At 34.6% G+C, this 23,998-nt stretch carries 23 protein-coding genes and 1 riboswitch; of the genes, 14 read left to right on the top strand and 9 right to left on the bottom strand.

Annotated features, from left to right (window positions below; genetic code table 11):
* A complete protein-coding gene (locus BHX94_RS05370) occupies positions 1-765 on the top strand; it encodes a VOC family protein (RefSeq protein ID WP_111745216.1) in 765 nt (254 codons plus the stop codon).
* Here BHX94_RS05370 and BHX94_RS05365 read toward each other — a convergent pair.
* Complete coding sequence (locus BHX94_RS05365; protein ID WP_111745215.1) at positions 758-1,015, bottom strand: hypothetical protein; 258 nt, start codon at positions 1,013-1,015, stop codon at positions 758-760. The genes BHX94_RS05370 and BHX94_RS05365 overlap by 8 nt on opposite strands.
* A gap of 124 nt (positions 1,016-1,139) precedes the next feature.
* Between BHX94_RS05365 and BHX94_RS05360 the strand changes: the two genes are divergently transcribed.
* From BHX94_RS05360 to BHX94_RS05325, 8 genes are all read left to right on the top strand, one after another.
* Positions 1,140-2,384: a lipid II:glycine glycyltransferase FemX gene (locus tag BHX94_RS05360; RefSeq protein WP_111745354.1), complete on the top strand. Its 1,245-nt coding sequence runs from the start codon at positions 1,140-1,142 to the stop codon at positions 2,382-2,384.
* A 31-nt stretch (positions 2,385-2,415) separates the two neighbouring features.
* Entirely contained in the window at positions 2,416-3,201 is a 786-nt protein-coding gene (gene proC, locus BHX94_RS05355; RefSeq protein WP_111745214.1) for a pyrroline-5-carboxylate reductase, read from the top strand.
* A 426-nt stretch (positions 3,202-3,627) separates the two neighbouring features.
* Complete coding sequence (locus tag BHX94_RS05350) at positions 3,628-4,473, top strand: NAD(P)-dependent oxidoreductase (protein ID WP_111745213.1); 846 nt, start codon at positions 3,628-3,630, stop codon at positions 4,471-4,473.
* Between the two features lie 140 nt (positions 4,474-4,613).
* Entirely contained in the window at positions 4,614-7,787 is a 3,174-nt protein-coding gene (locus BHX94_RS05345; RefSeq protein ID WP_111745212.1) for an efflux RND transporter permease subunit, read from the top strand.
* Positions 7,788-7,854: 67 nt separating this feature from the next.
* Positions 7,855-7,960: riboswitch (SAM riboswitch) on the top strand.
* 86 nt (positions 7,961-8,046) lie between these two features.
* Complete coding sequence (locus BHX94_RS05340) at positions 8,047-9,042, top strand: methionine ABC transporter ATP-binding protein (RefSeq protein ID WP_111745353.1); 996 nt, start codon at positions 8,047-8,049, stop codon at positions 9,040-9,042.
* Positions 9,043-9,705 (top strand): methionine ABC transporter permease, encoded by a 663-nt coding sequence (locus BHX94_RS05335; RefSeq protein ID WP_111716828.1) that lies wholly within the window; start codon positions 9,043-9,045, stop codon positions 9,703-9,705.
* A 78-nt stretch (positions 9,706-9,783) separates the two neighbouring features.
* A complete protein-coding gene (locus BHX94_RS05330; RefSeq protein ID WP_111745211.1) occupies positions 9,784-10,626 on the top strand; it encodes a MetQ/NlpA family ABC transporter substrate-binding protein in 843 nt (280 codons plus the stop codon).
* A gap of 11 nt (positions 10,627-10,637) precedes the next feature.
* Positions 10,638-11,798: an aminotransferase class I/II-fold pyridoxal phosphate-dependent enzyme gene (locus tag BHX94_RS05325; RefSeq protein WP_111745210.1), complete on the top strand. Its 1,161-nt coding sequence runs from the start codon at positions 10,638-10,640 to the stop codon at positions 11,796-11,798.
* 32 nt (positions 11,799-11,830) lie between these two features.
* Here BHX94_RS05325 and mspA read toward each other — a convergent pair whose 3' ends face one another.
* The 4 genes from mspA to BHX94_RS05310 all read right to left on the bottom strand — a co-directional run bounded on the left by mspA (position 11,831) and on the right by BHX94_RS05310 (position 14,022).
* On the bottom strand, positions 11,831-12,151 hold the full coding sequence (gene mspA / locus BHX94_RS05320) for a membrane stabilizing protein MspA (protein WP_096077520.1): 321 nt from the start codon (positions 12,149-12,151) through the stop codon (positions 11,831-11,833).
* Entirely contained in the window at positions 12,148-13,293 is a 1,146-nt protein-coding gene (locus tag BHX94_RS05315) for an MFS transporter (protein WP_111745209.1), read from the bottom strand. The genes mspA and BHX94_RS05315 overlap by 4 nt, the downstream gene beginning before the upstream one ends.
* 93 nt (positions 13,294-13,386) lie before the next feature.
* Positions 13,387-13,545 (bottom strand): SE1832 family protein, encoded by a 159-nt coding sequence (locus tag BHX94_RS12815; RefSeq protein ID WP_096077518.1) that lies wholly within the window; start codon positions 13,543-13,545, stop codon positions 13,387-13,389.
* Positions 13,546-13,548: 3 nt separating this feature from the next.
* On the bottom strand, positions 13,549-14,022 hold the full coding sequence (locus BHX94_RS05310) for a GyrI-like domain-containing protein (protein WP_111745208.1): 474 nt from the start codon (positions 14,020-14,022) through the stop codon (positions 13,549-13,551).
* A gap of 77 nt (positions 14,023-14,099) precedes the next feature.
* Between BHX94_RS05310 and ybaK the strand changes: the two genes are divergently transcribed.
* Genes ybaK through BHX94_RS05295 form a run of 3 tightly spaced genes read left to right on the top strand, consistent with a single transcriptional unit; the run spans position 14,100 to position 16,586 of the window.
* The gene (gene ybaK, locus BHX94_RS05305) at positions 14,100-14,582 is read left to right on the top strand and encodes a Cys-tRNA(Pro) deacylase (protein WP_096077516.1); all 483 of its coding nucleotides are present in this window, start codon (positions 14,100-14,102) and stop codon (positions 14,580-14,582) included.
* Positions 14,572-15,654 (top strand): metallophosphoesterase, encoded by a 1,083-nt coding sequence (locus BHX94_RS05300; RefSeq protein WP_111745207.1) that lies wholly within the window; start codon positions 14,572-14,574, stop codon positions 15,652-15,654. Before ybaK ends, BHX94_RS05300 begins: the two co-directional genes overlap by 11 nt.
* A gap of 26 nt (positions 15,655-15,680) precedes the next feature.
* A complete protein-coding gene (locus tag BHX94_RS05295; RefSeq protein WP_111745206.1) occupies positions 15,681-16,586 on the top strand; it encodes an AEC family transporter in 906 nt (301 codons plus the stop codon).
* A 42-nt stretch (positions 16,587-16,628) separates the two neighbouring features.
* Here BHX94_RS05295 and BHX94_RS05290 read toward each other — a convergent pair whose 3' ends face one another.
* The 4 genes from BHX94_RS05290 to BHX94_RS05275 form a co-directional block, all read right to left on the bottom strand.
* Positions 16,629-17,414 (bottom strand): glucose 1-dehydrogenase, encoded by a 786-nt coding sequence (locus BHX94_RS05290; RefSeq protein ID WP_111745205.1) that lies wholly within the window; start codon positions 17,412-17,414, stop codon positions 16,629-16,631.
* Positions 17,415-17,431: 17 nt separating this feature from the next.
* On the bottom strand, positions 17,432-18,283 hold the full coding sequence (locus BHX94_RS05285; protein WP_111745204.1) for a GRP family sugar transporter: 852 nt from the start codon (positions 18,281-18,283) through the stop codon (positions 17,432-17,434).
* 160 nt (positions 18,284-18,443) lie between these two features.
* Positions 18,444-19,295, bottom strand: coding sequence for a GNAT family N-acetyltransferase (locus BHX94_RS05280; RefSeq protein WP_111745203.1), 852 nt, complete (start codon positions 19,293-19,295; stop codon positions 18,444-18,446).
* 5 nt (positions 19,296-19,300) lie between these two features.
* Positions 19,301-20,113, bottom strand: a complete 813-nt coding sequence (locus BHX94_RS05275; protein WP_111745202.1) for an HAD-IIB family hydrolase — start codon at positions 20,111-20,113, stop codon at positions 19,301-19,303.
* Positions 20,114-20,244: 131 nt separating this feature from the next.
* Between BHX94_RS05275 and BHX94_RS05270 the strand changes: the two genes are divergently transcribed.
* Both BHX94_RS05270 and BHX94_RS05265 read left to right on the top strand, forming a co-directional pair.
* Positions 20,245-22,374, top strand: coding sequence for a DNA topoisomerase III (locus tag BHX94_RS05270; RefSeq protein WP_111745201.1), 2,130 nt, complete (start codon positions 20,245-20,247; stop codon positions 22,372-22,374).
* Positions 22,375-22,451: 77 nt separating this feature from the next.
* Positions 22,452-23,969, top strand: a complete 1,518-nt coding sequence (locus BHX94_RS05265) for an SLC13 family permease (RefSeq protein ID WP_111745200.1) — start codon at positions 22,452-22,454, stop codon at positions 23,967-23,969.
* The last annotated feature ends 29 nt before the right edge of the window (positions 23,970-23,998 follow it).

Below are 23,998 nucleotides of genomic sequence, written 5' to 3'. Positions count from 1 at the left end.
ATGAAAGAAAAAAATATAGATATTCAATTCGATCATATTATACATTATATAGATGGCATTGAAGACTTTCGTTTTCCGGGTAATAAATTAAATATTATCCCAGGAGGAAAACATTTGTCGTTAGGTACTAAAAATAGTTTAAGCAGAATAGATTTATCTTATATCGAATTTATCGATGTATTTGATAAACAATTAATTGAAGTTGCGATGAAAGATGATAAAGAATATTTAGGTTTCGCGAGTACATTAGGAAGAACTAATTATACTGAAGGATTTAAACGATTATGTTTTAGAACGCATGATATTAATGCCCTAAATCATCACTTTAAATCGTTAGGTTTAAAGACATTAGGACCATTAAAGATGGAAAGACTCACACCTCAAGGTAAACTGATACAATGGGAACTTTTATATATAGATGACGAACGTAATTTTGAGTTACCTTTCTTTATACAATGGGAAGAGTCGGATAAAGAAAGACAGAAAGTATTAGAAAGTGAAATGCAATTGCACCTTCATATCGACACGATTGTTATCGAAACGCATGACTTTGATAGCATTGCAGAAATATTTGTATCGTGGCTTGATTATGAAGTAGTAGGTGGGGTTATCAATACATATTTTCTATTAAAAAAGGAAGGATTACCTCATATTAAGTTAGTCCCTGGAAACGAAAACAAAATCAGAAGATTAGAAATAAAAACACAAGATGACAGCCTTAAAGACGAACATCTTGTGCATGATGCAGTATATGTATTTATTTAACGTAAACATAATTGTAGATTACCATAACGATTAAATAGATATGATAAGAAGTAATAATAATTGTTAAAGCTGCAAGTATTTTTGTAAATGATGTAACGCGCGTAATTAAAAATAATATAGACAAAATAACTGCAAAACCAGCAGAGATGATATGGACACTCAATAAATTAATAGAAGCATCGGTTGACAAAGTATATATAAAATATGCATTGATAACCGCAAGTAACACTAATAATATATTTTTCAGCATATAAAAAACCTCATTTTTTATAGAATAATGATAAAATAATAAAGTAACATTAACATTAGTTCAATTGTAACAATAAAATAATAAAAATTGTTGCGTGACGAATGAAAGGATTCTTATTATGACAATTTCAAAAATTAATATAAGTAATGAGGTACATGATCATTTCGTAAAAACACATGACAACGGAGATCTATTACAACTAACGGATTGGGCAGCTTCTAAATCTCGTTCAGATTGGTATGCACGCCGTATTGCTGTTGGTCGAGATGGTGAGGTTGTCGGGGTAGGACAATTACTATTCAAGAAAGTTCCGAAATTACCATACAAACTTTGCTATATCTCTAGAGGATTTATTGTTGATTACAAAGATAAAGAAGCGGTAGAAGCATTAGTAAAGGATGCAATCAAAGTTGCAAAATCAGAAAAAGCATATGCGATAAAAATCGATCCTGATGTTGAAGTAGAATCGATGGGTGATATGGTACAACAATTAGAAGCTTTAGGCTTTATCCATCGAGGATTTGGAGATGGCTTAAGTTCAGATTACATTCAACCTCGAATGACGATGGTTACAGATATTAGTGTTGACGATGAAACTTTGCTTAAATCATTTGAAAGAAACAATCGTTCAAAAGTGAAACGCAGTTTGAAGATGGGAACTGAATGTATTAAAGGTGATAGAACGGATTTAGGTACTTTCGCTGAATTGATGAAAGAAACAGGAAAGCGTGATGGCTTTCTAACGCGTGATGTTTCCTACTTTGAAAATATTTATGATGCATTGAATCCAAATGGTGATGCTGAATTATTTTTAGTGAAATTAGTACCAGACAAAGTCCTTCGAAACTTAAATCAGGAACTTGCTGATATTGAAGTACAGAAAGAAAAACTCACGCAAAAGAAAGATCAAAAGAAAGCGCAGAATCAGCTAAATGATTTAAATATTAAACGAGAGAAAATTCAAAAACAAATTGCAGCGTTAGAAACTTTAAAACAAACGCACCCTGAAGGAAAAGTATTATCAGGTGCTTTACTGACTTTTGCGGGTAAAAAGTCATACTACTTATATGGCGCTTCAAGCAATGAATTTAGAGATTACTTACCTAACCATAATATGCAATTTAGTATGATGCAATATGCACGTTCAGTAGGTGCTACAAGTTATGACTTTGGTGGAACGAGTAAAGAACCTGATAAAGACTCTAAGTATTTTGGACTATGGCAATTTAAGAAAGTCTGGGGTACTAGGTTAAGTGAAAAAGTTGGAGAATTTGACTATGTATTAAATCAACCAATTTATAATTTGATAGAAGTTGTTAAACCAAAAATGACAGATCTTAAGAAGAAGATTAAAATAAGAACAAAGTAAAAAGTTATTATAATTATTGAGGTGACAGCTTTTGAGAATAGCATTTATCGGTGGCGGTAAAATGGTCACAGAGATGGTTAAAGGATTAAACAGAAGTGGACTTACTAGAACTTATTTAGGTATTTGGATGAGAGATAAAGATAAGCTTCAAAATTTTAATGCCAAACATAATATTACACCACTTACAAAAATGAGCGATATTGTACAATATGACGTAATAGTGTTGGGTATAACACCTAACAATTATCGCGAAGTTACTTCAAAAATAGCCAGATATTTATGTGAACATCATATTCTAATTTCTATCGTTGGGGGATTATCTATTCAGGAGATTGATGATGAATTTGATGAACATCCAAAAATTATTCGACTTATGCCTAATACGCCGGTAGGGGTTAATGCTGGTGTGCTTGCGATGAGCAAGAATGAATTTGTGGAGAAAAAAGAAGCAAAGCAAATAGAAGAAATAATGAAGCGTTTAGGCTATACACACTGGATTGATGAATCATTAATGCATATCATGCCTGCTGTGACCGGATCAAGCCCGACGTTTATATATCTCCTCATTGAAGCGATGGCAGACAATGCTGTGAGTGAAGGTTTAAATCGTGAGCTTGCATATCAAATGGTTAGTGAGATGATTATTGGTGCAGGAACGATGGTACGTCAAACGAAAGAACATCCCGGTGTATTAAAAGATCAGGTAACAACACCAGGCGGATCAACGATACAAGGTGTAAAAATGTTAGAAGAAAAAGGTTTCAGAGATGCTATTTCAAAAGCGATGGATGCAATCAATGCTTTTAATAAAAGTTAAGAGGCTGACACGAAAGTGTGCAGTCTCTTAATTAGTTAAAGATGCTAAAAATTGATTGTTTTGTATTCATATATAGAAACGGATTTACAAATGTAACGTATAATATAAATAGGAAGTTAAAGACGCTAAATGAAGTTAAAAATATCGCAAGTAATCTGTAGGTAATATTTTTAGAAAGACTCGGATCATTAGAAAAATGATAATGTATGCCTATCAGAAAAGTAACGATACAAAATATTAACCAAAAATATATAGTTAAAAATATAATGCCACTATGTATAAAGTAACTCAAAAAAAATACGATATGCATGACAATTAACATGGTCATCATTACTCTTTGCATTGTTTAACCTCCATTCACTTATATTGTAATATATATCAACGGATAAAAATATAAAATTATAAAAATATTAAGGAGTTGTGATTATGAAAATAGGATTTATCGGAACAGGTGTTATGGGAACAAGTATGGCAAGACATTTAGGAGAAGTGTTATTTGTATATAACAGAACGAAAGAGAAAGCGGCGCCTTTATTAGAAGCTGGAGCTGTGTGGTGTGAATCATCAAAATCTGTAGCTGAACAAGCCGACATTGTTTTTACGATACTTGGCTATCCAAAAGATGTAGAAGAGACATATCTTGCTGAGAATGGATTAATTACAAACGGTAGCAGCGGTCAAATATTCATTGACTGCACTACGAGCAGTCCTGAACTTGCTAAGCAATTATTTGAAGCAGGACAAACAAAAGGAATTGAAGTGCTCGATGCTCCAGTCAGTGGAGGAGATATCGGTGCCAAAAATGCCACACTTTCTATTATGGTAGGTGGTAATGAAACAACGTTTGATCAAGTGTATCCACTATTTGAACGCATTGGTAAATCTATTTCATATTTTGGAGCTGCAGGAAGTGGACAGCATACGAAGATGGCGAATCAGATTGCAATTGCTTCTAACATGTTGGGTGTTGCAGAAAGTCTTTATTACGCAAAGTCAGCTGGGTTAGATGTTGAACGTGTACTTGAAACAATCTCGAAAGGTGCTGCAGGAAGCTGGTCGTTATCAAACCTTGCACCACGTATGTTAGTTGACGACTATGCGCCTGGATTTTATACGCATCATTTCTTAAAGGATATGAAGATTGCTTTAAATGAAGCAGAGAAACTGAATATTCAATTGCCAGGTTTAGCACTTGCATATGAAATGTATGACACATTGTCTGATGAGCTGAAGCAGACGACGGGCACACAGATTATCTATAAAAGATATTAATAAAAGATTTCAATAAAAAATATAAAGAAATAGCGAATATTAATATTTAATGAAGTTGTGTGATATTAGGTGCTTTATTTGAATAAATCATGTAAAATTGCCTATTGTTAAGAAGTTCATAAATGAATGGAGGAAAAGTCTTGATTAAGAAAATAATTGATTTTTCTTTGTATAATAAACTTGCTATCTGGTTGATGACATTAATTATTTTAGCAGCCGGGGTTTATAGTGCAACGAAGATGAAGATGGAAATGTTACCGAGCATGTCAACTCCGGTAATATCGATTACAACACCTTATCCAGGTGCTACACCTGAGGATGTTTTAGAAGGTATAACCGATCCGATTGAAAAGAAAGTTAAGAATTTATCTGGTGTAGAAAAAGTAACAAGTCAGTCTCTTGAAAACGCTTCTGCTGTAACGGTGCAATATAAATTTGGTACAGATATGGATGAAGCACAAAATGAACTGGAAAAGCAGATTGATAAAGTTGAGATGCCTGAAGGTGCTATGGATAAACAAGTATCTCAAATGTCGATGTACACTTTCCCGATTATCAGCTATTCAATATCTAGTGATAAATCAGATATCAAGACTTTAACAGAAAAGATTAAAAAAGATTTAGTACCTGAAATTGAAGGTATTGAAGGTGTAACAAACGTTACATTTTCAGGACAGGAAGTTGAACAGGTTGAACTTCAGTTTGATGACAAAAAGTTAAAAGCGAAAAAGTTAACTGAAGATAGTGTATTACAGTTTATTAAAGGTGCTACAATGGAGGCGCCACTTGGATTATATACTTTCGGTAATGATTTAAAGAGTATTATCGTAAATGGTCAGTTTACAAATGTGGAAGCATTAAAATCGCTTAAAATTCCGGTGACAGATAGTAGTGCTACTCAAAGGCAAACAGCCCAAAGTCAGTCGGCACAAATGCCACAAGATCCAGCGGCACAGAAGGCTATGATGGAAGCGATGAAAAATGCCAAAGTGCCAACTGTGAAGTTATCAGATGTAGCAGATATAAAAACAGTGCAAAGCCGTGAATCAATTTCTAAAACAAATGGTAAAGACTCATTAAGCGTGCAGGTTATCAAATCAGATGATGCGAACACTGTAACTTTGGCTAATGCAGTAAAAGAAAAAGTTAAACAATTTAAAAAAGACAATCCTGATATGAGTGCCGTACTTATGATGGATCAGGCAAAACCTATTGAAGATTCAGTTAAGACGATGGCGGAAAAAGCGATCATCGGTGCGATATTTGCGGTTATTATGATTTTGATCTTCCTAAGAAATATTCGTTCAACTTTAATTGCAGTTGTTTCTATTCCGATGTCTATTTTAATGGCGATGCTTGTTTTAAAACAGATGGACATTTCACTTAACATTATGACGTTAGGGGCAATGACGGTTGCAATTGGACGTGTTATTGATGATTCGATTGTTGTTATTGAGAATATATTCCGTCGTATGTCGCTTAAAGGTGAGAAGTTAACAGGATTTGAATTAATCAGCAGTGCAACGAAAGAAATGTTCATTCCAATCATGAGTTCTACGATGGTTACAATCGCTGTATTCTTACCATTAGCGTTAGTATCTGGGTCTATTGGTGAAATCTTCAGACCATTTGCATGGACCGTGGTATTTGCATTACTTGCCTCACTTTTAATCGCGATTACTATCGTGCCGATGTTGGCACATACATTCTTTAAGAATGGTATTAAAGGTCATCATGACGATGAAGAAAAGGTCGGAAAGATAGCTGGATTCTATCGCAAGATATTAGACTGGTCATTAAGTCATAAAGCGATTGTATCTGCATTAAGTGTGTTATTACTTGTAGGTAGTCTTTTCTTAACACCGTTCTTAGGTACGTCATTTATTTCTACAGGTGAAGATAAATTATTGGCATTAACATATAAACCGAAACCAGGTGAAAAAGAAGAAGACGTTGTGAAAAAAGGTGAAGCAGTTCAGAAAATATTAGCTAAAAATGATAACGTTGTGAATACGCAATTCTCTGTAGGAGGAGAAAACCCGTTTAACCCTATCGCATCTAATGATATGGCGATGATGGTCGAATATAAGAAAGATACTCCGAACTGGGAAGATGAAGCGGATAAAGTATTAGCTAAAATTGCTAAATTAAATCATGAAGGCGATTGGAAAAACCAGGACTTTGCAACAGGTGGTGCAACAAATGCGGTTACAGTAACCGTTAATGGGCCATCAACAGAAGCCATTCGACCAGTCGTTGAAAAGTTAGAAAAAGAATTGAAAGATGTTAAATCGTTAACAAATGTCAATACATCACTTTCAGATAGTTACGATGCTTATACTTTAAAAGTAAATCATAATAAATTGTCTGAATTAGGTTTAACAGCTGGACAAGTGGCAATGACGTTAAATCAACGCAGCGATGATAAAGTTGTGACGAAAGTCGGCGAAAAAGGTAAATCAACAGAAGTTATCTTAACGAAGAAAAAAGAAGATAACTGGACGAAAGAAAAGTTAGAAAACACAAAAATTACTTCACCACTAGGTAAAGTAGTGAAATTAAGTGAAGTTGTTAAGATCGAAGAAACAAAAACTTCTGACACGATTAAGCGTGAAGATGGTAATATTTCAGCCTCAGTCGAAGGAAAGATTAAAGGTAAAGATGTTAGTAAAGCTACACAAGATGTAACAGAAAAGGTTAATGCTTTAAAACACCCTGATAACGTTGATATTCACGTTGGTGGGACAAGTGAAGATATTGGAGAAAGTTTCTCACAACTCGGACTTGCAATGCTTGCAGCAGTAGGTATTGTTTATTTAATCCTGGTATTAACATTTAAAGGTGGACTCGCACCACTCGCAATCCTATTCTCATTACCATTTACAATTATCGGAGTAATATTAGGCCTGCTAGCTTTCAAAGAAACATTATCAGTACCATCTATGATCGGTATGTTAATGTTAATTGGTATCGTTGTAACAAATGCGATTGTATTAATTGACCGCGTCATTAACAAAGAAGCAGAAGGATTACCGACACGTGAAGCGATTTTAGAAGCTGCAACGACACGTGTACGTCCAATACTTATGACAGCACTTGCTACAGTTGGCGCATTAATGCCGTTATTATTTGGTGGAGACGGCTCAGTATTGATTTCTAAAGCACTTGCTGTAACGGTAATCGGTGGTTTAGTATCCTCTACGTTATTAACATTGATCGTCGTGCCGATTGTGTATGAATTATTGATGAAAATGCGTAATAAATTTACGAAAAGCAATGCAACAACAGAGCGGGTAACCGTTGTAAATAAATAAAAACTAAAGAGTTCATTGACAATTCATAATTTGAGTATTAATATAAATACCATATTAAAAATTAAATATCTTATCCAGAGAGACTGAGGGAATTGGCCCTATGATGTCTCAGCAGCGGGCTCTTACGAGTACTGTGCTAAATCCAACAAGCTATTATGCTTGATAGATAAGTGACTCATATAATACGTCATTGCTATTAAGCAATGACGTTTTTTTCTTTGGATAAGTAAGTGGAGGGAATAGATTGGCGATACAGTTTATGGATGTCAATAAGACATACAGAAGGAACGGTAAGACAACACAAGCGTTGAAAGATATTTACTTAACAATACCAACCGGAAAAATATTTGGGCTTATTGGTTATAGCGGTGCTGGTAAAAGTACGTTACTCAGAACAATTAATTTACTTGAGAAGCCTACGAGTGGTCAAGTGCTTGTGAATGATGTAGATATTACAAAATTAAACAAGCAGAAACTACAAAAAGAACGATTAAACATAGGGATGATATTCCAGCAGTTTAATTTAATCCAATCTAAGACAGTGGCGGAAAACATCGCATTCAGTTTAAAAGCAGCACATTTCCCTAAGAAACAGTATGATGCTCGCATTACCGAATTACTTGATCTTGTAGGACTAACACATCGCCGTGACAGTTATCCAAGAGAGTTATCAGGAGGACAAAAGCAACGCGTTGGAATTGCGCGTGCGCTTGCTAATAATCCTGAAATATTGTTGTGTGATGAAGCGACGAGTGCGCTAGATCCAGAGACAACAAAAAGTATATTAAACTTGATTCGCGATATTAATCAGAAATTAGGGATTACAGTCGTTGTAATTACGCATGAGATGGATGTCATAAAAGAAATTTGTGATGAAGTAGCCGTAATGGATAATGGAGAAATCGTAGAACATGCAGATGTATTTACTGTGTTTTCTAATCCACAAAGTGATTTAACAAGACATTTTGTAAATGAAATCTATCATCTGGAATTACCAGAGCAATATATGAAATTAAATAATGAAGACAAAGAAATTATTACGGTTAAGTTTATTGGAGATAGTGCAGAAAGTGCGTTCATCAATAATTTATATAAGAAATTTAACTGCGATATCTCGATTATTCAAGGCAGGATTGAATACATACAAAATCAACCGATAGGTATATTAACTTTCGAAGTTACAGGTGATATTCAAGAAAGAATCGCTATAAATGAATACATAAAGAAATCAAATGGAATCGAGAGGGTGGCATAAATGAGCGATAAATTTCAAACACTTCTACCAGAATTATATAAAGCATTTTTAGAAACGATTTTAATGTCTAGTATCGCAATTACACTCTCTGTTCTTATTGGATTGCCACTTGGTATCCTTCTTTATTTAACACGCAATCAATTGCTATTACCGAATGGACCACTTAACTCGATATTAGGATTTATCGTCAATATCATTCGTTCGTTTCCGTTTATCATTTTGATGGTAGCGATACTGCCATTTGCTACGAAGATTGTTGGGCAGTCCCATGGTCCTTATGTTGCAAGTGTCGCTTTAACGCTTGCCGCTGTCCCTTTATTTGCTAGACTTATTGAAACATCTTTAAAGGAAGTTGATAAAGGTGTCATTGAAGCATGTGTAGCTACTGGTGCATCTCTTAAACAAATTATTATGGACGTGTTAATTCCAGAAAGTATGTCAGGGATTTTTCAGGCAATTACTTTAGCGATTATTAGCATACTAGCTTATAGCGCAACAGCCGGTGTTATCGGTGGAGGAGGTATTGGTGACCTTGCCATTCGATATGGATATTATCGTTATGACAACGTTACGATGATAGTAACAGTCATTATACTCATCATCCTTGTACAACTGATTCAAATTACTGGTGACTTTATCAGTAAACGTGTAGATAAAAGATAATAGGTAAAACGAAAGAGTAAAATATAATTGAAAAATAATAAAAAGCGAAAAAATAAAAGAAACGAAAGAAGGAAAAATATGAAGAATATAGTTATTTTTATATTGTCTGGCATCATTGTTATATTGTTATCTGGGATATTATTAGATAAAGGTAATCCATTTGAACGTCAAAATGCGGATGTAAAAAGTACGCAAAGCAAAGATAAAGGTAAAGTTAGTATTGGGGCAACGAGTGGGCCTTATGCTGATATGGTAAAGAAAGCAATTCAGCCTGGTCTTGAAAAATTAGGCTATACAGTAGAGCGCGTTGAATACTCTGATTACATTCAGCCGAATAAATCATTAGCAAAAGGTGATTTAGATGCGAATTTATACCAGCATATTGAATTTATGAAACAGTTTAATGCTCAAAATAAGACCAATCTTGTTGCAACAGGACAAGTTCCAACTGCACCGATGGGTATTTATTCTGGTAAATATAAATCATTTGAAGAAGTACCTAATAGTGCTGAGATTGCAATTCCAAACGATCCGGTTAATGCAGCGCGTGCTTTTAAAACCTTAAAATTAGCACACCTTATTGATATTAAACCAGGGACAAATGAACTTACAATTTCAGAACGTGATGTTATTAATAATAAGAAAAATTTAAAGTTTGTAGCAGTAGAAGCAGCACAATTACCACGTAGCAAAGATAGTATAGGATTATCAGCTATTCCTGGTAACTTTGCATTAGCTTCTAAAATTGATTTGAAATCAGCATTACAGTTAGAGCAGATGGATGAACATTATCGAAATCGTATCGTTGTTAACAAGAAGAATGAAAATAGTCAATTAACAAAAGATATAAATAAAGTAATAACATCTAAAGCCTTTGATAAAGTAATAGATGAATCATTCGTTGGATTTGATAAACCATAGGAGGCAGTGTAATGGCATACACAAAAATATTAGAAACAATTCCGGAAAGTTATTTTGGCAAGACGATGGGACGAAAGCTTGAAGTAGGGAGTAAGTCGCTCATAAATATGGCGGTAGGGATACCTGATAAACCAGTACCTGATAGCGTAATTCAAGCACTGACTGAAAGTATTCAAAATCCACAAAATAATAAATACGGTGTATTTAGAGGGAAAGAAACATTTAAAGCTGCAATTAAAAAGTTCTATAAAGAAGTATATGATGTCGAATTAGAGCAGGACAAAGAAATTTGTATTTTATATGGTACGAAAAGTGGGTTAGTGCACCTACCGACATGTGTGATTGAGCCAGGAGATGGTGTATTGTTACCAAATCCGGGATACACAGATTATTTAGCGGGTGTGAAACTTGCTAGAGGAGAACATTATGAACTGAAACTGTATCCGGAAGATCATTATTTACCTGATTTCGATAAAATTGATGAAGCAGAACTTAACAATACAAAACTAATCTATTTAAATTATCCAAGTAACCCTACTGGTGCAGTTGCAACAAAAGAATTCTTTGATGCAACAATCAATCGTTTTAAAGACACAGATACAAAAATTGTGCATGACTTTGCCTATGCTGCATTTGGATTTGATGCAAAGAATCCTAGCATCTTGCAATCACCTGGCGCTAAAGATGTTGCGATAGAAATCTATTCATTATCTAAAGCGTTTAATATGTCAGGTGTACGCGTAGGCTTTGCTGTAGGTAATGCTGAAATTATCGAGAACTTAAACTATTTCCAGGATCACACGCAAGTGGGTATGTGGGGTGCTATTCAAGATGGTGCTGTAGCGGCATTAGAGCTTGGTGAACCGTTTTTAAATGAACAGAATGAATTATTTAAAAGACGTCGTGATAAAGTGACTAAAGCCTTAACTGAAGCAGATATTCCGTTTGAGCCGATGCAGGGTGGCATATTTATCTGGATAAAAGTACCGGATGAGTTTAACAGTGAAGAATATGTCGATTTCTTACTGAAGTCACAAAGCATGCTCACAACACCGGGACTGCCGTTTGGAAGTTTAGGTGATCGATACATTCGTGTTTCTCTTGCAGTAGATGATGCTCAAGTAGATGAATTTATTGAACGCATTAAAGAAACGAATGTTCTTTATGAATGATAAAAAAACAGGATGCTATTTTGGCATCCTGTTTAAATATATATCGCTGTAATTACAATAACCATTAAAGCGATAACAAGGGAAAAGATATCTAGAATTCTTTTTGCTTTTGAATCATTAAATTTATATTTATAAGCCGCAATTTCAATATTCATCAATAAACATATCGCAAGTAAAGTAATCCAGTACTTCATATTTCCCGGGATATGCATCACAGATGTATAGATAAAGAAGCAATACCCTAGTCCTAATATAATACGTAATATATTTAAAATATTCATTTTAAAGTGATAAATACTCGTGTAACTCACAATAAGATACATTATTGTGAACAATGCAATTAAAAAAATCATACTGTACGTCCTTTCTTAAAGTACATCATTAAGACGATTGTACCTATAACTGTCATTATTGCACCGAAATAAAACGGTGCATCAATTTGATTTGATAAAATTCCGGTAAAAGCAAGTGGACCAAGAATACGTCCTAAGCTATCCATACTATAACTGATTGAAGTGAGTTTACCCATATTATTACGGTTGCCTTCTTTTGTGAGCTGGCTTGTAAGCAACGTTCTAACTAGTGCGTTACCAGCCATTAGAAGTACTAAACATAGCCCGGCATACCATAAATTCATAGAGAATGGTAATAGGATAAATGCGATAACTGTTAATATCTGACCTGTAATAATAACGGGTTTTTCTTTCCCATCTTTTACTTTACGTAAATAACCACCTTGAAGACCGGCATTAATCAATCCACCGATCATAAAAAGAAGACCCATTTGAGTAGTAGTGATATTTATTTTCTCAATTTCAAAGAGCTGGAATGTACTTTCCATACCACTCATCGTAAACATCACGATAAATGTTGAAATTAAGATAAGTATAATTTGTGGTGTCATCATTTTTGAAGTACCTAGATCAGTTTCTTTCGCACTGTTGCCATGATAAGTTTCTTGTAAAGTTAGCATGGATAATACTGCAATAAGTACGAGGATGCCACTTGTGACAAAGTATGGTACTTGATAGCTGATACCTGATAATAAGCCGCCTACTGCAGGACCGAAGATGAAACCAAGTCCAATCATCATTCCCATGAGGCCCATATATTTATTACGTTCTTCTTCACTTGTCATATCACTCACCATGCTTGTTGTCGTTGAGAAGCAAGCACCGGAGAAGATACCGCCTACAATACGTGCAGTATAGAGCATTGCTAAGTTATCGATAAAAAGACCGAATAAAAAGAAGCTTAATGTAAAACCGATGAGTCCGATGAACAATATTTTTTTACGGCCAATTTTATCTGATAGATGTCCCCAGAATGGCGCTGCTAAAAACGAAAATATTGAATAACTGGCAAGTAATAATCCCATATGAAATGCATTTAAGTTCATACTATGCACAAGTGCCGGGATTACAGGAATAACGATACTGAAGCCAAAATATATAAAAAACTGAACTGCCATAAGTAATTTGATTTGTTTGTCCATAAAGTCACTCCAAAAAATTTAATACATATATTGTAACGAATAATAGTGGAAAAGAGTATAAAAAGTCACGGTTTTTTACCGTGACAGATAAAATTACATTTTATTGCGTGTTTCCTGTATGGCTTTTTCGATTTCAATAAGCTTTTGTTCTAACCTTGGTGAAGATTGACCGGTTGATTCAACTTTCTCTAAATCATTTTGTATTCTCATATATTCTTCTTTAAGTTCTAATAATTGTTGTTCTAAATTCATTATTTACTTCCTTTCTACAGGTATCCAGATTTCTACTTTTGGGTTTTCGGTTTCAAAATACATATCTAGCGGGTAGAACTCTAAATCAGTGGTTTGCAAAGGTCTGAATGGTGCATCTTTAAACCACGTACCGTAAATATATTCAAATGTTTCCTGAATGGCAGTTGGTATAGGACCAATGGCATCAAATACAACCCATTCAGATGCTGGGATATAAGCTGTTTCATATTTTTCATGCGGTTCTATAGTAGCAACTGAAATTAAGTAACTTAAATGTTCAGATGGTTCTGTTTTAATGCATGCCCCGATGTGACCTTTTAAAGTATCTACATCATTTAACGTTTGTAAGTCAGCAAGTGTGCCGTTCTGTTCAAGATCATCCCAAAGTGGTTTGATTTCTCCCATTGTTTCGGTAGTGAATTCTCTTTTTAAACCACTAAGATAAAATGCGCCGAGCGATACTACTTTATATGTCATTTAAAAACCCCCTTCTAAAAGAAATATACATGAAAAGTGGTATATTATAAAGTGACAAGAATATTGGAGGCATTTATATGAGTAAAAAAGTAAAAACAAACGCATTAAGAAAACTCGATCAAAAGAAAATCTCTTATGAAACGTTTACATATTCGATAGAAGATGATCAAGTTGATGGGATTACTGTAGCGAATAAAATTGGTCAACCGGTTGAAGAAGTATATAAAACATTAGTACTACAAGGTAAAAATAATTATTATGTTGCTGTTATTCCAGTAGAAGCAACACTTAATATTAAAGCCATCAGTAAAGTAGTTGGTGAGAAGAAGTTAGAAATGCTTGCAGTAAAAGATTTGGAAAAGACTACAGGTTATATTCGAGGAGGATGTTCACCAGTAGGTATGAAAAAGCAATTTCCGACTGTGATTGATGCATCTGCTCAATCGCTTGAAACGATTATCGTAAGTGCGGGACAAATAGGTATTCAGATGAAAGTTAATGTTGATGAACTCGTGCAATTAATCAATGCGAAAGTGAGTCCGATTACCGATGAAGATTAAAGATAACTACATGACAATGTCAATTACAGATAGACGTACAATCGTTGTCTCAGATGTTCATGGCAATATTAATTTATTTAAAGATCTGCTATTAAGCGTAGGATATACAGAAGATGATCGACTCATTATTTTAGGAGATATTATCGATAAAGGTCCTAATAGTATAGAACTCGTTGAATTCGTAGGAGAATTATTGGAAAATGAACATGTTCATATGCTTCTCGGGAATTGTGACTGTATCTTCGATGAATTGGAAGAAGATTATTTATACAATTATATGCAACGCCGCCACACACTTGTACATGAAGCGCTGGATAAACTCGGTAAGACATTGGATGATTATGAATCACAAAGTGATATGGCTAAGGACGTACGTAAGCATTTTAGTCACATTCATGATATCGTTCGTGATTTACCTTTGATGATTGAAACAGAAGATTTCATATTTGTACATGCAGGGCTTGATCAACATGATTATATGAATACATCACGTTATAACGCACTGAACATGCCATACTTTTATAATGCAACGCATGATGCTGAAAAAATGGTTGTGGTCGGTCATTTTCCGACATGTAACTATGTTGAAGATGGACTCATGAATAACAACATTAAGATAAATGAAGCGTCACGTATCATTGATATCGATGGTGGCAATCAAGTGAAATATAGTGGCCAACTTAACGCGTTGATCATTGAATATACAGATGATGAATACACATTAAAAACTTTGGCAGCAGATGATTATAAGAGACAAGTGGTGATTCAGGATTTTGAAGTGTCATATCAGGAGCCGCATACGTTTACTTATCCGCATTTTGAAATAGAAGTATTCGATGGTGATGAATATTTCACTCGGGCAAAACACATACATACAGGAATAGACTTTATGGTAAAGACAGAATTTATTAAAGAAATTGAAGATGGCTACCGTCTAAAAGATGATTATACTGACTATTTCATGGATGTATCAATTGGAGAAGAAGTGGCTATCATTGATGATTCATACTTAGGCTATACACTTATTATGAAAGATGGTATTACTGGTTGGGTACCTGAAGAAGTATTGTAACAAGCTATTAAGAGAGAAGGTTTAACATGACACAAAGCTTTATTATGATTATCGCTTTGATTATGCTTGGATATATTTTGAAAAAGCTAAAATATTTAAAAGAAGAAGATGGTAGAGTACTCGCTGTCTTAGTGATGAATGTAACATTACCTTCCCTTGTAATTGTAACTTTAAGCGGGGTAGAAATTGATGCATCATTGATTATGCTTCCTGTCATCATGATTATATATGCAGTCATTGCGAAATTTTTAGCAATACTTTTGTTTCTGAAATATAATAATCAAATTCGTGGCTCAGTTGGTATGATGGCTTCAGCTTTTAATATTGGATTATTTGCTTATCCACTTGTGGAGCAGATGTTTGGTGCTAAAGGATTACTGTACTTTGGAATGTTTGATATCGGTGGATCCATTATGATGTTTGGTGTAACTTACTTTGTCGGTAGTTACTTTAGTGAAGGTGGCGATACGTTTGATATTAGATATTTATTGATGAGTATGTTAAAGACCGTACCGTTAATGACTTATGTCATTATGCTGATATTTAATGTGATTCACTTTAAATTACCATCTCAAGTGCTGGATTTCTTTGAAATCATATCAAAAGCTAATTTACCGTTATCCATGATATTATTAGGTGTCTTTTTAAACTTTAAAATCGATAAGTATTACTTACCGATTGCAATGAAATACTTGGCGTTCCATTATGGATTAGGAGCGTTTGTCGGCGGGATTTGTTACTTCTTATTACCATTTAATGAGATGTTTAGAACGACTCTACTTATCGGTTGGCTATTACCGATAGGTGTAGCGATTATTCCGTACGCAATTGAGTTTAAATATAAGACCATTCCACTGATTAGTATGGTAACGAATATAACAATCGTAATATCTATAGTAATATTGTATATATTTCAGCTGGTAATGTTATAAAAAAGCGTAGGACAAATTATTTTGTCTTACGCTCTTAATTTTCTAACCTTTACCACCCATGAATGATGGATATTTTGTCATACCACCATCCACATAGATTGTTTCACCTGTAATATAACTTGCATTTTCACTTGCTAAGAATGTTGCCACATTTGCAACCTGATGAGGTTCACCGATAATTCCCATAGGAATCATTCGTTCTGTTTCTTCTCGTGTTTTATCATCGCTAAACTTTTCTTTTGTGTGCTCAGTTACAATGGCCCCTGGAGAAATGTTATTGATGCGAATGCTTTTAGGTGCAAACTCCATACTCATCGTTTCCATCATTAATTTCATGCCACCTTTACTTGATGCATAATTCACGTAGTTTGGCCAAGGAATGACATCATGTACACTAGAAATATTAATGATATTGCCTTTTTTACCGGTTTCGATAAAATGTTTACATGCTTCTCTACTACCGACAAATGCACCGGTTAAGTTAATGTGCATGACATTATTGAATGCTTCGGCTGACATTTCAACTGATGGTGTTGCTTTTTCGTATCCGGCATTATTAATCATGATATCTAAACCACCAAAGGTATCGATTGCGGTTTGTATAATGTTAACAACGTCTTCTTCTACGGAAACATCGCCTTGCACAGTAATTGCTTCTCCTCCATTCTTCTTAACGATTTCAGCAACGTCCTCTGCTTTATCTTTACTTGAGTTATAATTGATGACTACTTTACACTCTTCAATACCAAATGCTTCAGCCATAGCTTTACCGATACCACTAGAGGCACCAGTAATAACGACAACCTTATCTTTTAAATCTTTATACATCATAAAACCTCCAGTATTTATTTTTTAGCTAGTCCTAATAAAAATGCTGCTACAATAATAAGAATAATACCGATTGCAATACCGATATACTGTTTCTTTGTCTTCTTTTCTTTTAAAATAAAAATACCGCCCAATGTTGAAACTACAACTAGCATTTGTGAGAATGAGAAGCTAGTAGCAACACCAACTTTCGGTTGCGAATAGAATAAAGCCATATTACCAAGTGCCCATACAACACCAGGGATAATATTTTTTAAAACATTTTTCTTTTTAGGCTGGTGTTTGAAACTTAATAAAATACCACCAATCACCATACCGATAGCCTGTGGAAATAGAGCATCCCATCCTTCAACTCCGAAGAATTGTCCGATGACAACGTATGTAACATAACCGATTGTAGAAATTATAAGTATGGGCAAAGCTTTCTTATAGTTATTATTACCACCATCTTCATTGTCACCTTTTAATGAAGTTAAAATGACTCCGATAACAAGAAATAATAATGCGGCTATGCCTAGTACTACTGCTTTTGTAGTTGTCCATTCGTTAAAGAAAAGTACAGAAATTAACGTAGTACTCACAAGTTGTAAACCAGTTGAAATAGGCATTGTTTTTGAAACGCCTATCAGTTCAACACTTTTAAGCTGATTACCTTGACCAAGTGCCCAAAAAGCACCAGAAATAATACCTACTGCTAGTATTTTCAAATTTAATTCAGGTTGTACAATAAAGTATGTAATTGTACCGATAATGAATGCACCTAATACTGTACCCATAATTTGTTCATACGGAGAACCACCCACTTTAACGTTTATGAGTACAACACTTCCCCATAGTAATGCAGGGAGTAATGCAATTAATAAATCCATATATTCACTCCTTCTCTCTATATCGATAACTATCTTTTACCCTTAATTATTTTTACTAAAACAACAGCCTGTAATCGAAAAAATCGAGGTAACTTTATTAACTAAAAAATAGTTTATAAAATCTACCCCGATTTCAATATATTCATTTCAATGATTTGTTCTAATCCAGTGTATATTTAAAATGATTCATTTCATTGATTTTCTTAAATCCAATCGCTTCATAGAAAGCGATATTCTTTTCACGTTTGCTTTTCACGGAAATCTGTACGCGCTTTGCGTGATGTTTATTGAAGGCATGATCTACGGCAAAAGACACAAGCTCATGACCGATACCCTTATTTCGGTACTGTGGATGTGTCGCTAAATATTCGATATTACAAACATCATCGTCGTTGATTTGAATCCATATACAAGCTTTAACAAGTCCTTCATTTAAATAAAGGTAAAGTTCATGTGATTGTCCAACTGTAGATAATATCTTCTCGCATTTAGCTTTATAGTCTACCCGTAAATCTTTCATAAGACGAGTAAAACTTTTTTTATAAATAGGTTTATACTTGATGATTTGTGGTACGATAGCTGTCGTTTTATTTTCTTCAGCTTCCATCGTATATGTTGTACCTAAATATTGAGTGCGGAGATGTTTCATCACAGCCTGACCAAATCGATGTTCTTCATGGAAACTGAAATAATACGTTGTTGTACTTGGATGATTGCGTAAGAAATCCTGCCACATGACATCTATCATATTAAGGGTTTCTTTATCTGTTTTTGTAGTAATTGGACCAAGAATATTTGCTTCAGTTTCATTAATATGTTCCATACCAAATGCGGCGATGATTTCATCACCTTCAGTAATTAGCAACATATCTTCCGGATCAATATTATTAAGTTGATCGATAATACTTTGTTTTGTGACACGTATGTTTCCTACGTGGTGTTTACTATCCTGGTTTAATTGGAACAAGAAATCAGCTAATAATTGTATATCTTTCATTTGAGAAATGTACAAGTCTTTCACTCCTTGAAATAATGCTGTAGTCCTTCTAGTATGCCTCTATTATATGGTGAATTGGTATGGTGTTTATATTTAGATTTTGCTTCTTCAGTTGCGTTACTTACTAAATACCCATGTTTGACACTGTTTAGCATTAATAAGTCGTTCCCGCTATCGCCAAAAGCAAAGGTATGGTCTCTATCAATATTGAACTTATCCATTAAATATTGTACGACTGCATGTTTACCGGCAATTGATGGATAGAAATCCACATCATAATGATTTTCCGGATCACCAATTTTAGGATTACACTTACTAACGTTCACGATAAAATTATGTTTTTTACCAGTTGTCTTAATTATATCAATATTTTCTGCATCCAGTTCTCCTAATGAGCGGTAATAATAGTTACGAGAAAATGGTGCATTTTCAAAAGGGGTTTGTGTGATTAAGTCAATATTTTGTTGCTTAAGTTGTTCTTCTATATTGAGAATGACACTTTTATCAAAATTTAATTGCTGAAATTTGTTATGATAAGTTTCATCTCTAATCAGTTTATTATTTTTTACATAATATATCTCAGTTCCTGAATTAGTTGAAATAAAATGTGGATAGTGTCTGTAATTTCCTTTTTCAAAACAAGCTTCTATCATTTCTTTAGTGCTGGCAGAAATAATGCCGAAAAGAATACCTTTAGCTACAACATTTTGTTCTAAAAATGCGTCTAGTGCGAGTACATCTTCAGGATTACTTAAATCATGCGCGAAGAACGTTTCGTCAAAATCCGAACAGATTAAGTATTCAACATTTTCCGGGAAATGAAGTGACTTCAATACATCCCCTCCTTATTTTATTTAAGCATAACGGAGTCATTATTAAATAACAATTGTAAATATCAAAAAAAACAGGTGTTTCATAAAATCTGTTATAATTTAAGAAATCAATAGAGAATAGGACGGATAATATGAAATCAGTAGTACTTGCTGAAAAGCCATCAGTGGCACGTGATATTGCACGTGTATTGAATTGTAATCAAAAGAAAAATGGATATATGGAGAACAATCAGTATATCGTAACATGGGCATTGGGTCACTTAGTGACGAATGCAGATCCTGAACAATATGATAGTAAATATAAGACTTGGGATATGAAAGATCTTCCGATATTACCTGAACGTATGAAATCAGTAGTAATCGGTAAGACGCGTAAGCAGTTTAACATCGTGAAAAGTCAAATCGAACGTCAAGATGTGAACGAAGTGATTATCGCAACAGATGCTGGTCGTGAAGGAGAACTCGTAGCGCGTTTAATATTAGAGAAATGTAAAGGGAATAAACCCGTAAAACGTTTGTGGATTTCATCAGTGACCGATGGAGCAATCCGAGAAGGATTTAAAAAGTTAAAACCGGGGAGTGCCTATCGTGGTTTATATCAGGCAGCACTCGCGCGTAGTGAAGCGGACTGGATTGTTGGGATTAATGCAACACGTGCTTTGACGACGAAATATGATGCGCAACTTTCAACTGGACGTGTACAAACACCTACATTGCAAATGGTGAAAATCAGACAAGATGCCATCAATCAGTTTCAACCAAGAAAATATTATGGTTTAAATATTGTTATTGATGGGGTTACTTTTAACTGGCAGTCACCAAACCGTATCTTTGATGAATCTATTGTAGATAAGCTTATTAAAGATTTACAAACAGAGAAAGCGATAATAAGCGAGGTTGTTACTAACGAGAAGAAACGATATCCAGGTAAGCTATATGATTTAACTTCTTTGCAGCAAGACGCATATCGCAGATTCAAATATTCTGCTAAAGAAACGTTAAGCACAATGCAAAATTTATATGAATCTCATAAACTAGTAACTTATCCACGTACTGATTCGAACTATTTAACGACTGATATGATAAGCACGTTAAAAGATCGTGTAGCTTCACTATCAACAACTGAATATCGTACACAAGTTGTTGAATTGTTAAAGTCACCAATCAAAGGTGGTAGTCATTTTGTTAATAACGCTAAAGTAAGTGATCATCACGCGATTGTACCGACTGAAGTGCGTGTAAATCTTGATAGCTTAAGTGGACGAGAGCAAAATATCTATATGTTGATAGCGGAACGTTTTTTAAGCAATTTATTACCACCGAATGTCTACGCAGAACAAAAAGTCACTGTAAATATTAGAGAGTCTTCTTTTGTGGCGAAACAGGAACAAACTGTAACATTAGGATTTAAGGCATTAAATAATCAAGCATCTACTGAAAAACATCATCGATTTGTAAAAGGCACGACTTTAGAAAACATTAAAATTAATAAAACAGCGCATGAAACTGAGCCGCCTCCATATTTAAATGAAGGCACATTATTAAAAGCGATGGAAAATCCAAGCAGCATATTTGAGATTGATAAGACAGCACAATCAACCCTCAAATCCGCTGGTGGTATTGGTACCGTTGCGACACGTGCAGATATTATAGAGAAACTTTATAATTTAAATGCGATAGAGAACTTTAATGGCAATATAAAAGTGACGAATAAAGGCCGCCAATTGCTAGAACTTGCACCCAATGCATTGAAATCACCTGAGCTAACTGCCGATTGGGAATATAAGCTCACGTTAATTGAGAAAAATAAATATGACAAAAATAAATTTATAGGTGAGATGCGCAAATTCACGAAAGAGATTATCGATGAGATTAAATCGAGTGAAGATAAATTTAAACACGATAATATGACGACAACAGAATGTCCAACGTGTGGTAAATTCATGCTAGAGAAAAAGACACGTAATGGCAAGATGCTCGTATGTCAGGATCCAACGTGTGGTACTAAAAAGAATGTGCAACGCAAAACGAATGCACGCTGTCCTGAATGTAAAAAGAAATTAACGTTGCATGGTAAAGGTCCGAAAGCGATGTACAGTTGTACTTGTGGTTTCCGTGAGACACAGGAGCAAATGGATAAACGATTCAAATCACGTAAAACTGGTAAAGTATCGAAAAATGAAATGAAGAAGTATATGAAAAAAGAAGAAGAACCGATTAACAATCCATTTGCGGATGCCTTAAAAAACTTAAATCTTTAGTCGATTTTGTGAACATTGTTACCGTTTTCACAAAAAATGATACAATAATATTGAATAAAGTTAAGGGGGCTTCTACTATGGAAGAAGTTAAAAAGAAGTTGAATTTAAAGCCATATTGGATTATTTTAAGTTTTATCGTCTTAATTGCTATCGTATTACTCCCGACGCCGGCAGATTTACCGATTATGGCTAAGATGGCACTTGCTATTTTAGCGTTTGCGGTTATTATGTGGGTTACAGAAGCGGTGAGCTATCCAGTTTCAAGTACGATGATCGTAGCATTGATTATCATGCTAATAGGTTTTAGTCCGATTCAAAAATTAGGTGCAGCAATGGGTAATCCAATGGTAGCAGGGAAACCGTTAGCTGAAGATGAGATGTTCGGTACGCAAAATGCATTAAAAATAGCATTTAGTGGGTTCTCGAGTTCTGCAGTAGCACTAGTTGCAGCAGCGTTATTCTTAGCAACTGCAATGCAGGTAACCAACTTGCATAAACGTCTTGCGCTACTTGTCTTATCTGCAGTTGGTAATAAAACGAATGCGGTTGTAGCAGGTTCGATCATTGTTTCAATTATACTCGCATTCTTTGTGCCTTCAGCTACTGCAAGAGCAGGTGCTGTAGTACCAATTCTATTAGGTATGGTTACAGCATTCGGTGCAAAAAAAGAATCGCGACTCGCAGCCTTACTTGTTATCACTGCTGTTCAGGCAGTTTCTATCTGGAACGTAGGTATAAAGACTGGGGCAGCACAAAATATGGTCGCTATGGGATTTATCAATAAACAATTTAACCAGGATGTATCCTGGGGTGAGTGGTTTATGTATGCAGCACCCTGGTCGATTTTAATGTCAATTGCGTTATATTTCATTATGATCACAGTCATTAAGCCTGAAACAAAAGAAATTGAAGGTGGTAAAGAGTTAGTGAAAAAACAACTTGCTGAACTTGGTCCGGTTACAGCAAGAGAATGGCGATTAATCGCAATTTCAGTAGCATTATTATTCTTCTGGGCAACAGAAGCAAAGTTACATCCAATTGATTCTTCATCTATTACGCTAGTAGCATTAGCGATTATGTTAACACCTAAAATTGGTATATTTACGTGGAAAGATGTTGAGAAGTTAATTCCGTGGGGGACAATCATCGTATTTGCGATTGGTATCTCTTTAGGTAACTTATTACTGCAAACGACAGCAGCACAATGGCTAAGTGATAAAACGTTTGGATTAATGGGATTAGAACATATGCCGTTACTTGCAACAATTGCTTTAGTTACATTGTTCAACATTATCATTCACCTAGGCTTTGCGAGTGCGACAAGTTTGGCGAGTGCCTTAATTCCTGTGTTTATTGCCTTAACAGCAACACTAGGATTAAAAGAGAATGCCATCGGTTTTGTATTGATTCAGCAATTTGTCATCAGCTTTGGATTCTTGTTACCAGTATCAGCACCACAAAATATGCTGGCATACGGTACAGGTACATTCACGGTAAAAGACTTCTTGAAAACAGGTATTGCATTAACAATAATCGGTTACTTACTTATTCTATTATTTAGTGCGACGTATTGGCAGTGGATAGGATTATTATAAAAAATATAATGAAAAAGAACACAGTGAAA

This window comes from Macrococcoides bohemicum, from assembly GCF_003259675.1.
GTDB lineage: Bacteria > Bacillota > Bacilli > Staphylococcales > Staphylococcaceae > Macrococcoides > Macrococcoides bohemicum.
The sequence above is the reverse complement of the archived record's forward strand: the minus strand, read 5'-3'. Positions and strand labels throughout refer to the sequence as shown.

Excerpts from the sequence above, each read along its gene's own strand:
- BHX94_RS05365 (WP_111745215.1), bottom strand. The coding sequence starts at position 1,015 with ATGCTGAAAAATATATTATTAGTGTTACTTGCGGTTATCAATGCATAT.
- BHX94_RS05310 (WP_111745208.1), bottom strand. The coding sequence starts at position 14,022 with ATGACATATAAAGTAGTATCGCTCGGCGCATTTTATCTTAGTGGTTTA.
- ybaK (WP_096077516.1), top strand. The coding sequence starts at position 14,100 with ATGAGTAAAAAAGTAAAAACAAACGCATTAAGAAAACTCGATCAAAAG.
- BHX94_RS05315 (WP_111745209.1), bottom strand. The coding sequence starts at position 13,293 with ATGGACAAACAAATCAAATTACTTATGGCAGTTCAGTTTTTTATATAT.
- BHX94_RS05300 (WP_111745207.1), top strand. The coding sequence starts at position 14,572 with ATGAAGATTAAAGATAACTACATGACAATGTCAATTACAGATAGACGT.
- BHX94_RS05265 (WP_111745200.1), top strand. The coding sequence starts at position 22,452 with ATGGAAGAAGTTAAAAAGAAGTTGAATTTAAAGCCATATTGGATTATT.
- BHX94_RS12815 (WP_096077518.1), bottom strand. The coding sequence starts at position 13,545 with ATGAATTTAGAACAACAATTATTAGAACTTAAAGAAGAATATATGAGA.
- BHX94_RS05340 (WP_111745353.1), top strand. The coding sequence starts at position 8,047 with ATGGATGTCAATAAGACATACAGAAGGAACGGTAAGACAACACAAGCG.
- BHX94_RS05270 (WP_111745201.1), top strand. The coding sequence starts at position 20,245 with ATGAAATCAGTAGTACTTGCTGAAAAGCCATCAGTGGCACGTGATATT.
- BHX94_RS05325 (WP_111745210.1), top strand. The coding sequence starts at position 10,638 with ATGGCATACACAAAAATATTAGAAACAATTCCGGAAAGTTATTTTGGC.
- BHX94_RS05295 (WP_111745206.1), top strand. The coding sequence starts at position 15,681 with ATGACACAAAGCTTTATTATGATTATCGCTTTGATTATGCTTGGATAT.
- BHX94_RS05330 (WP_111745211.1), top strand. The coding sequence starts at position 9,784 with ATGAAGAATATAGTTATTTTTATATTGTCTGGCATCATTGTTATATTG.
- mspA (WP_096077520.1), bottom strand. The coding sequence starts at position 12,151 with ATGATTTTTTTAATTGCATTGTTCACAATAATGTATCTTATTGTGAGT.
- BHX94_RS05370 (WP_111745216.1), top strand. The coding sequence starts at position 1 with ATGAAAGAAAAAAATATAGATATTCAATTCGATCATATTATACATTAT.
- BHX94_RS05335 (WP_111716828.1), top strand. The coding sequence starts at position 9,043 with ATGAGCGATAAATTTCAAACACTTCTACCAGAATTATATAAAGCATTT.
- BHX94_RS05350 (WP_111745213.1), top strand. The coding sequence starts at position 3,628 with ATGAAAATAGGATTTATCGGAACAGGTGTTATGGGAACAAGTATGGCA.
- BHX94_RS05290 (WP_111745205.1), bottom strand. The coding sequence starts at position 17,414 with ATGTATAAAGATTTAAAAGATAAGGTTGTCGTTATTACTGGTGCCTCT.
- BHX94_RS05285 (WP_111745204.1), bottom strand. The coding sequence starts at position 18,283 with ATGGATTTATTAATTGCATTACTCCCTGCATTACTATGGGGAAGTGTT.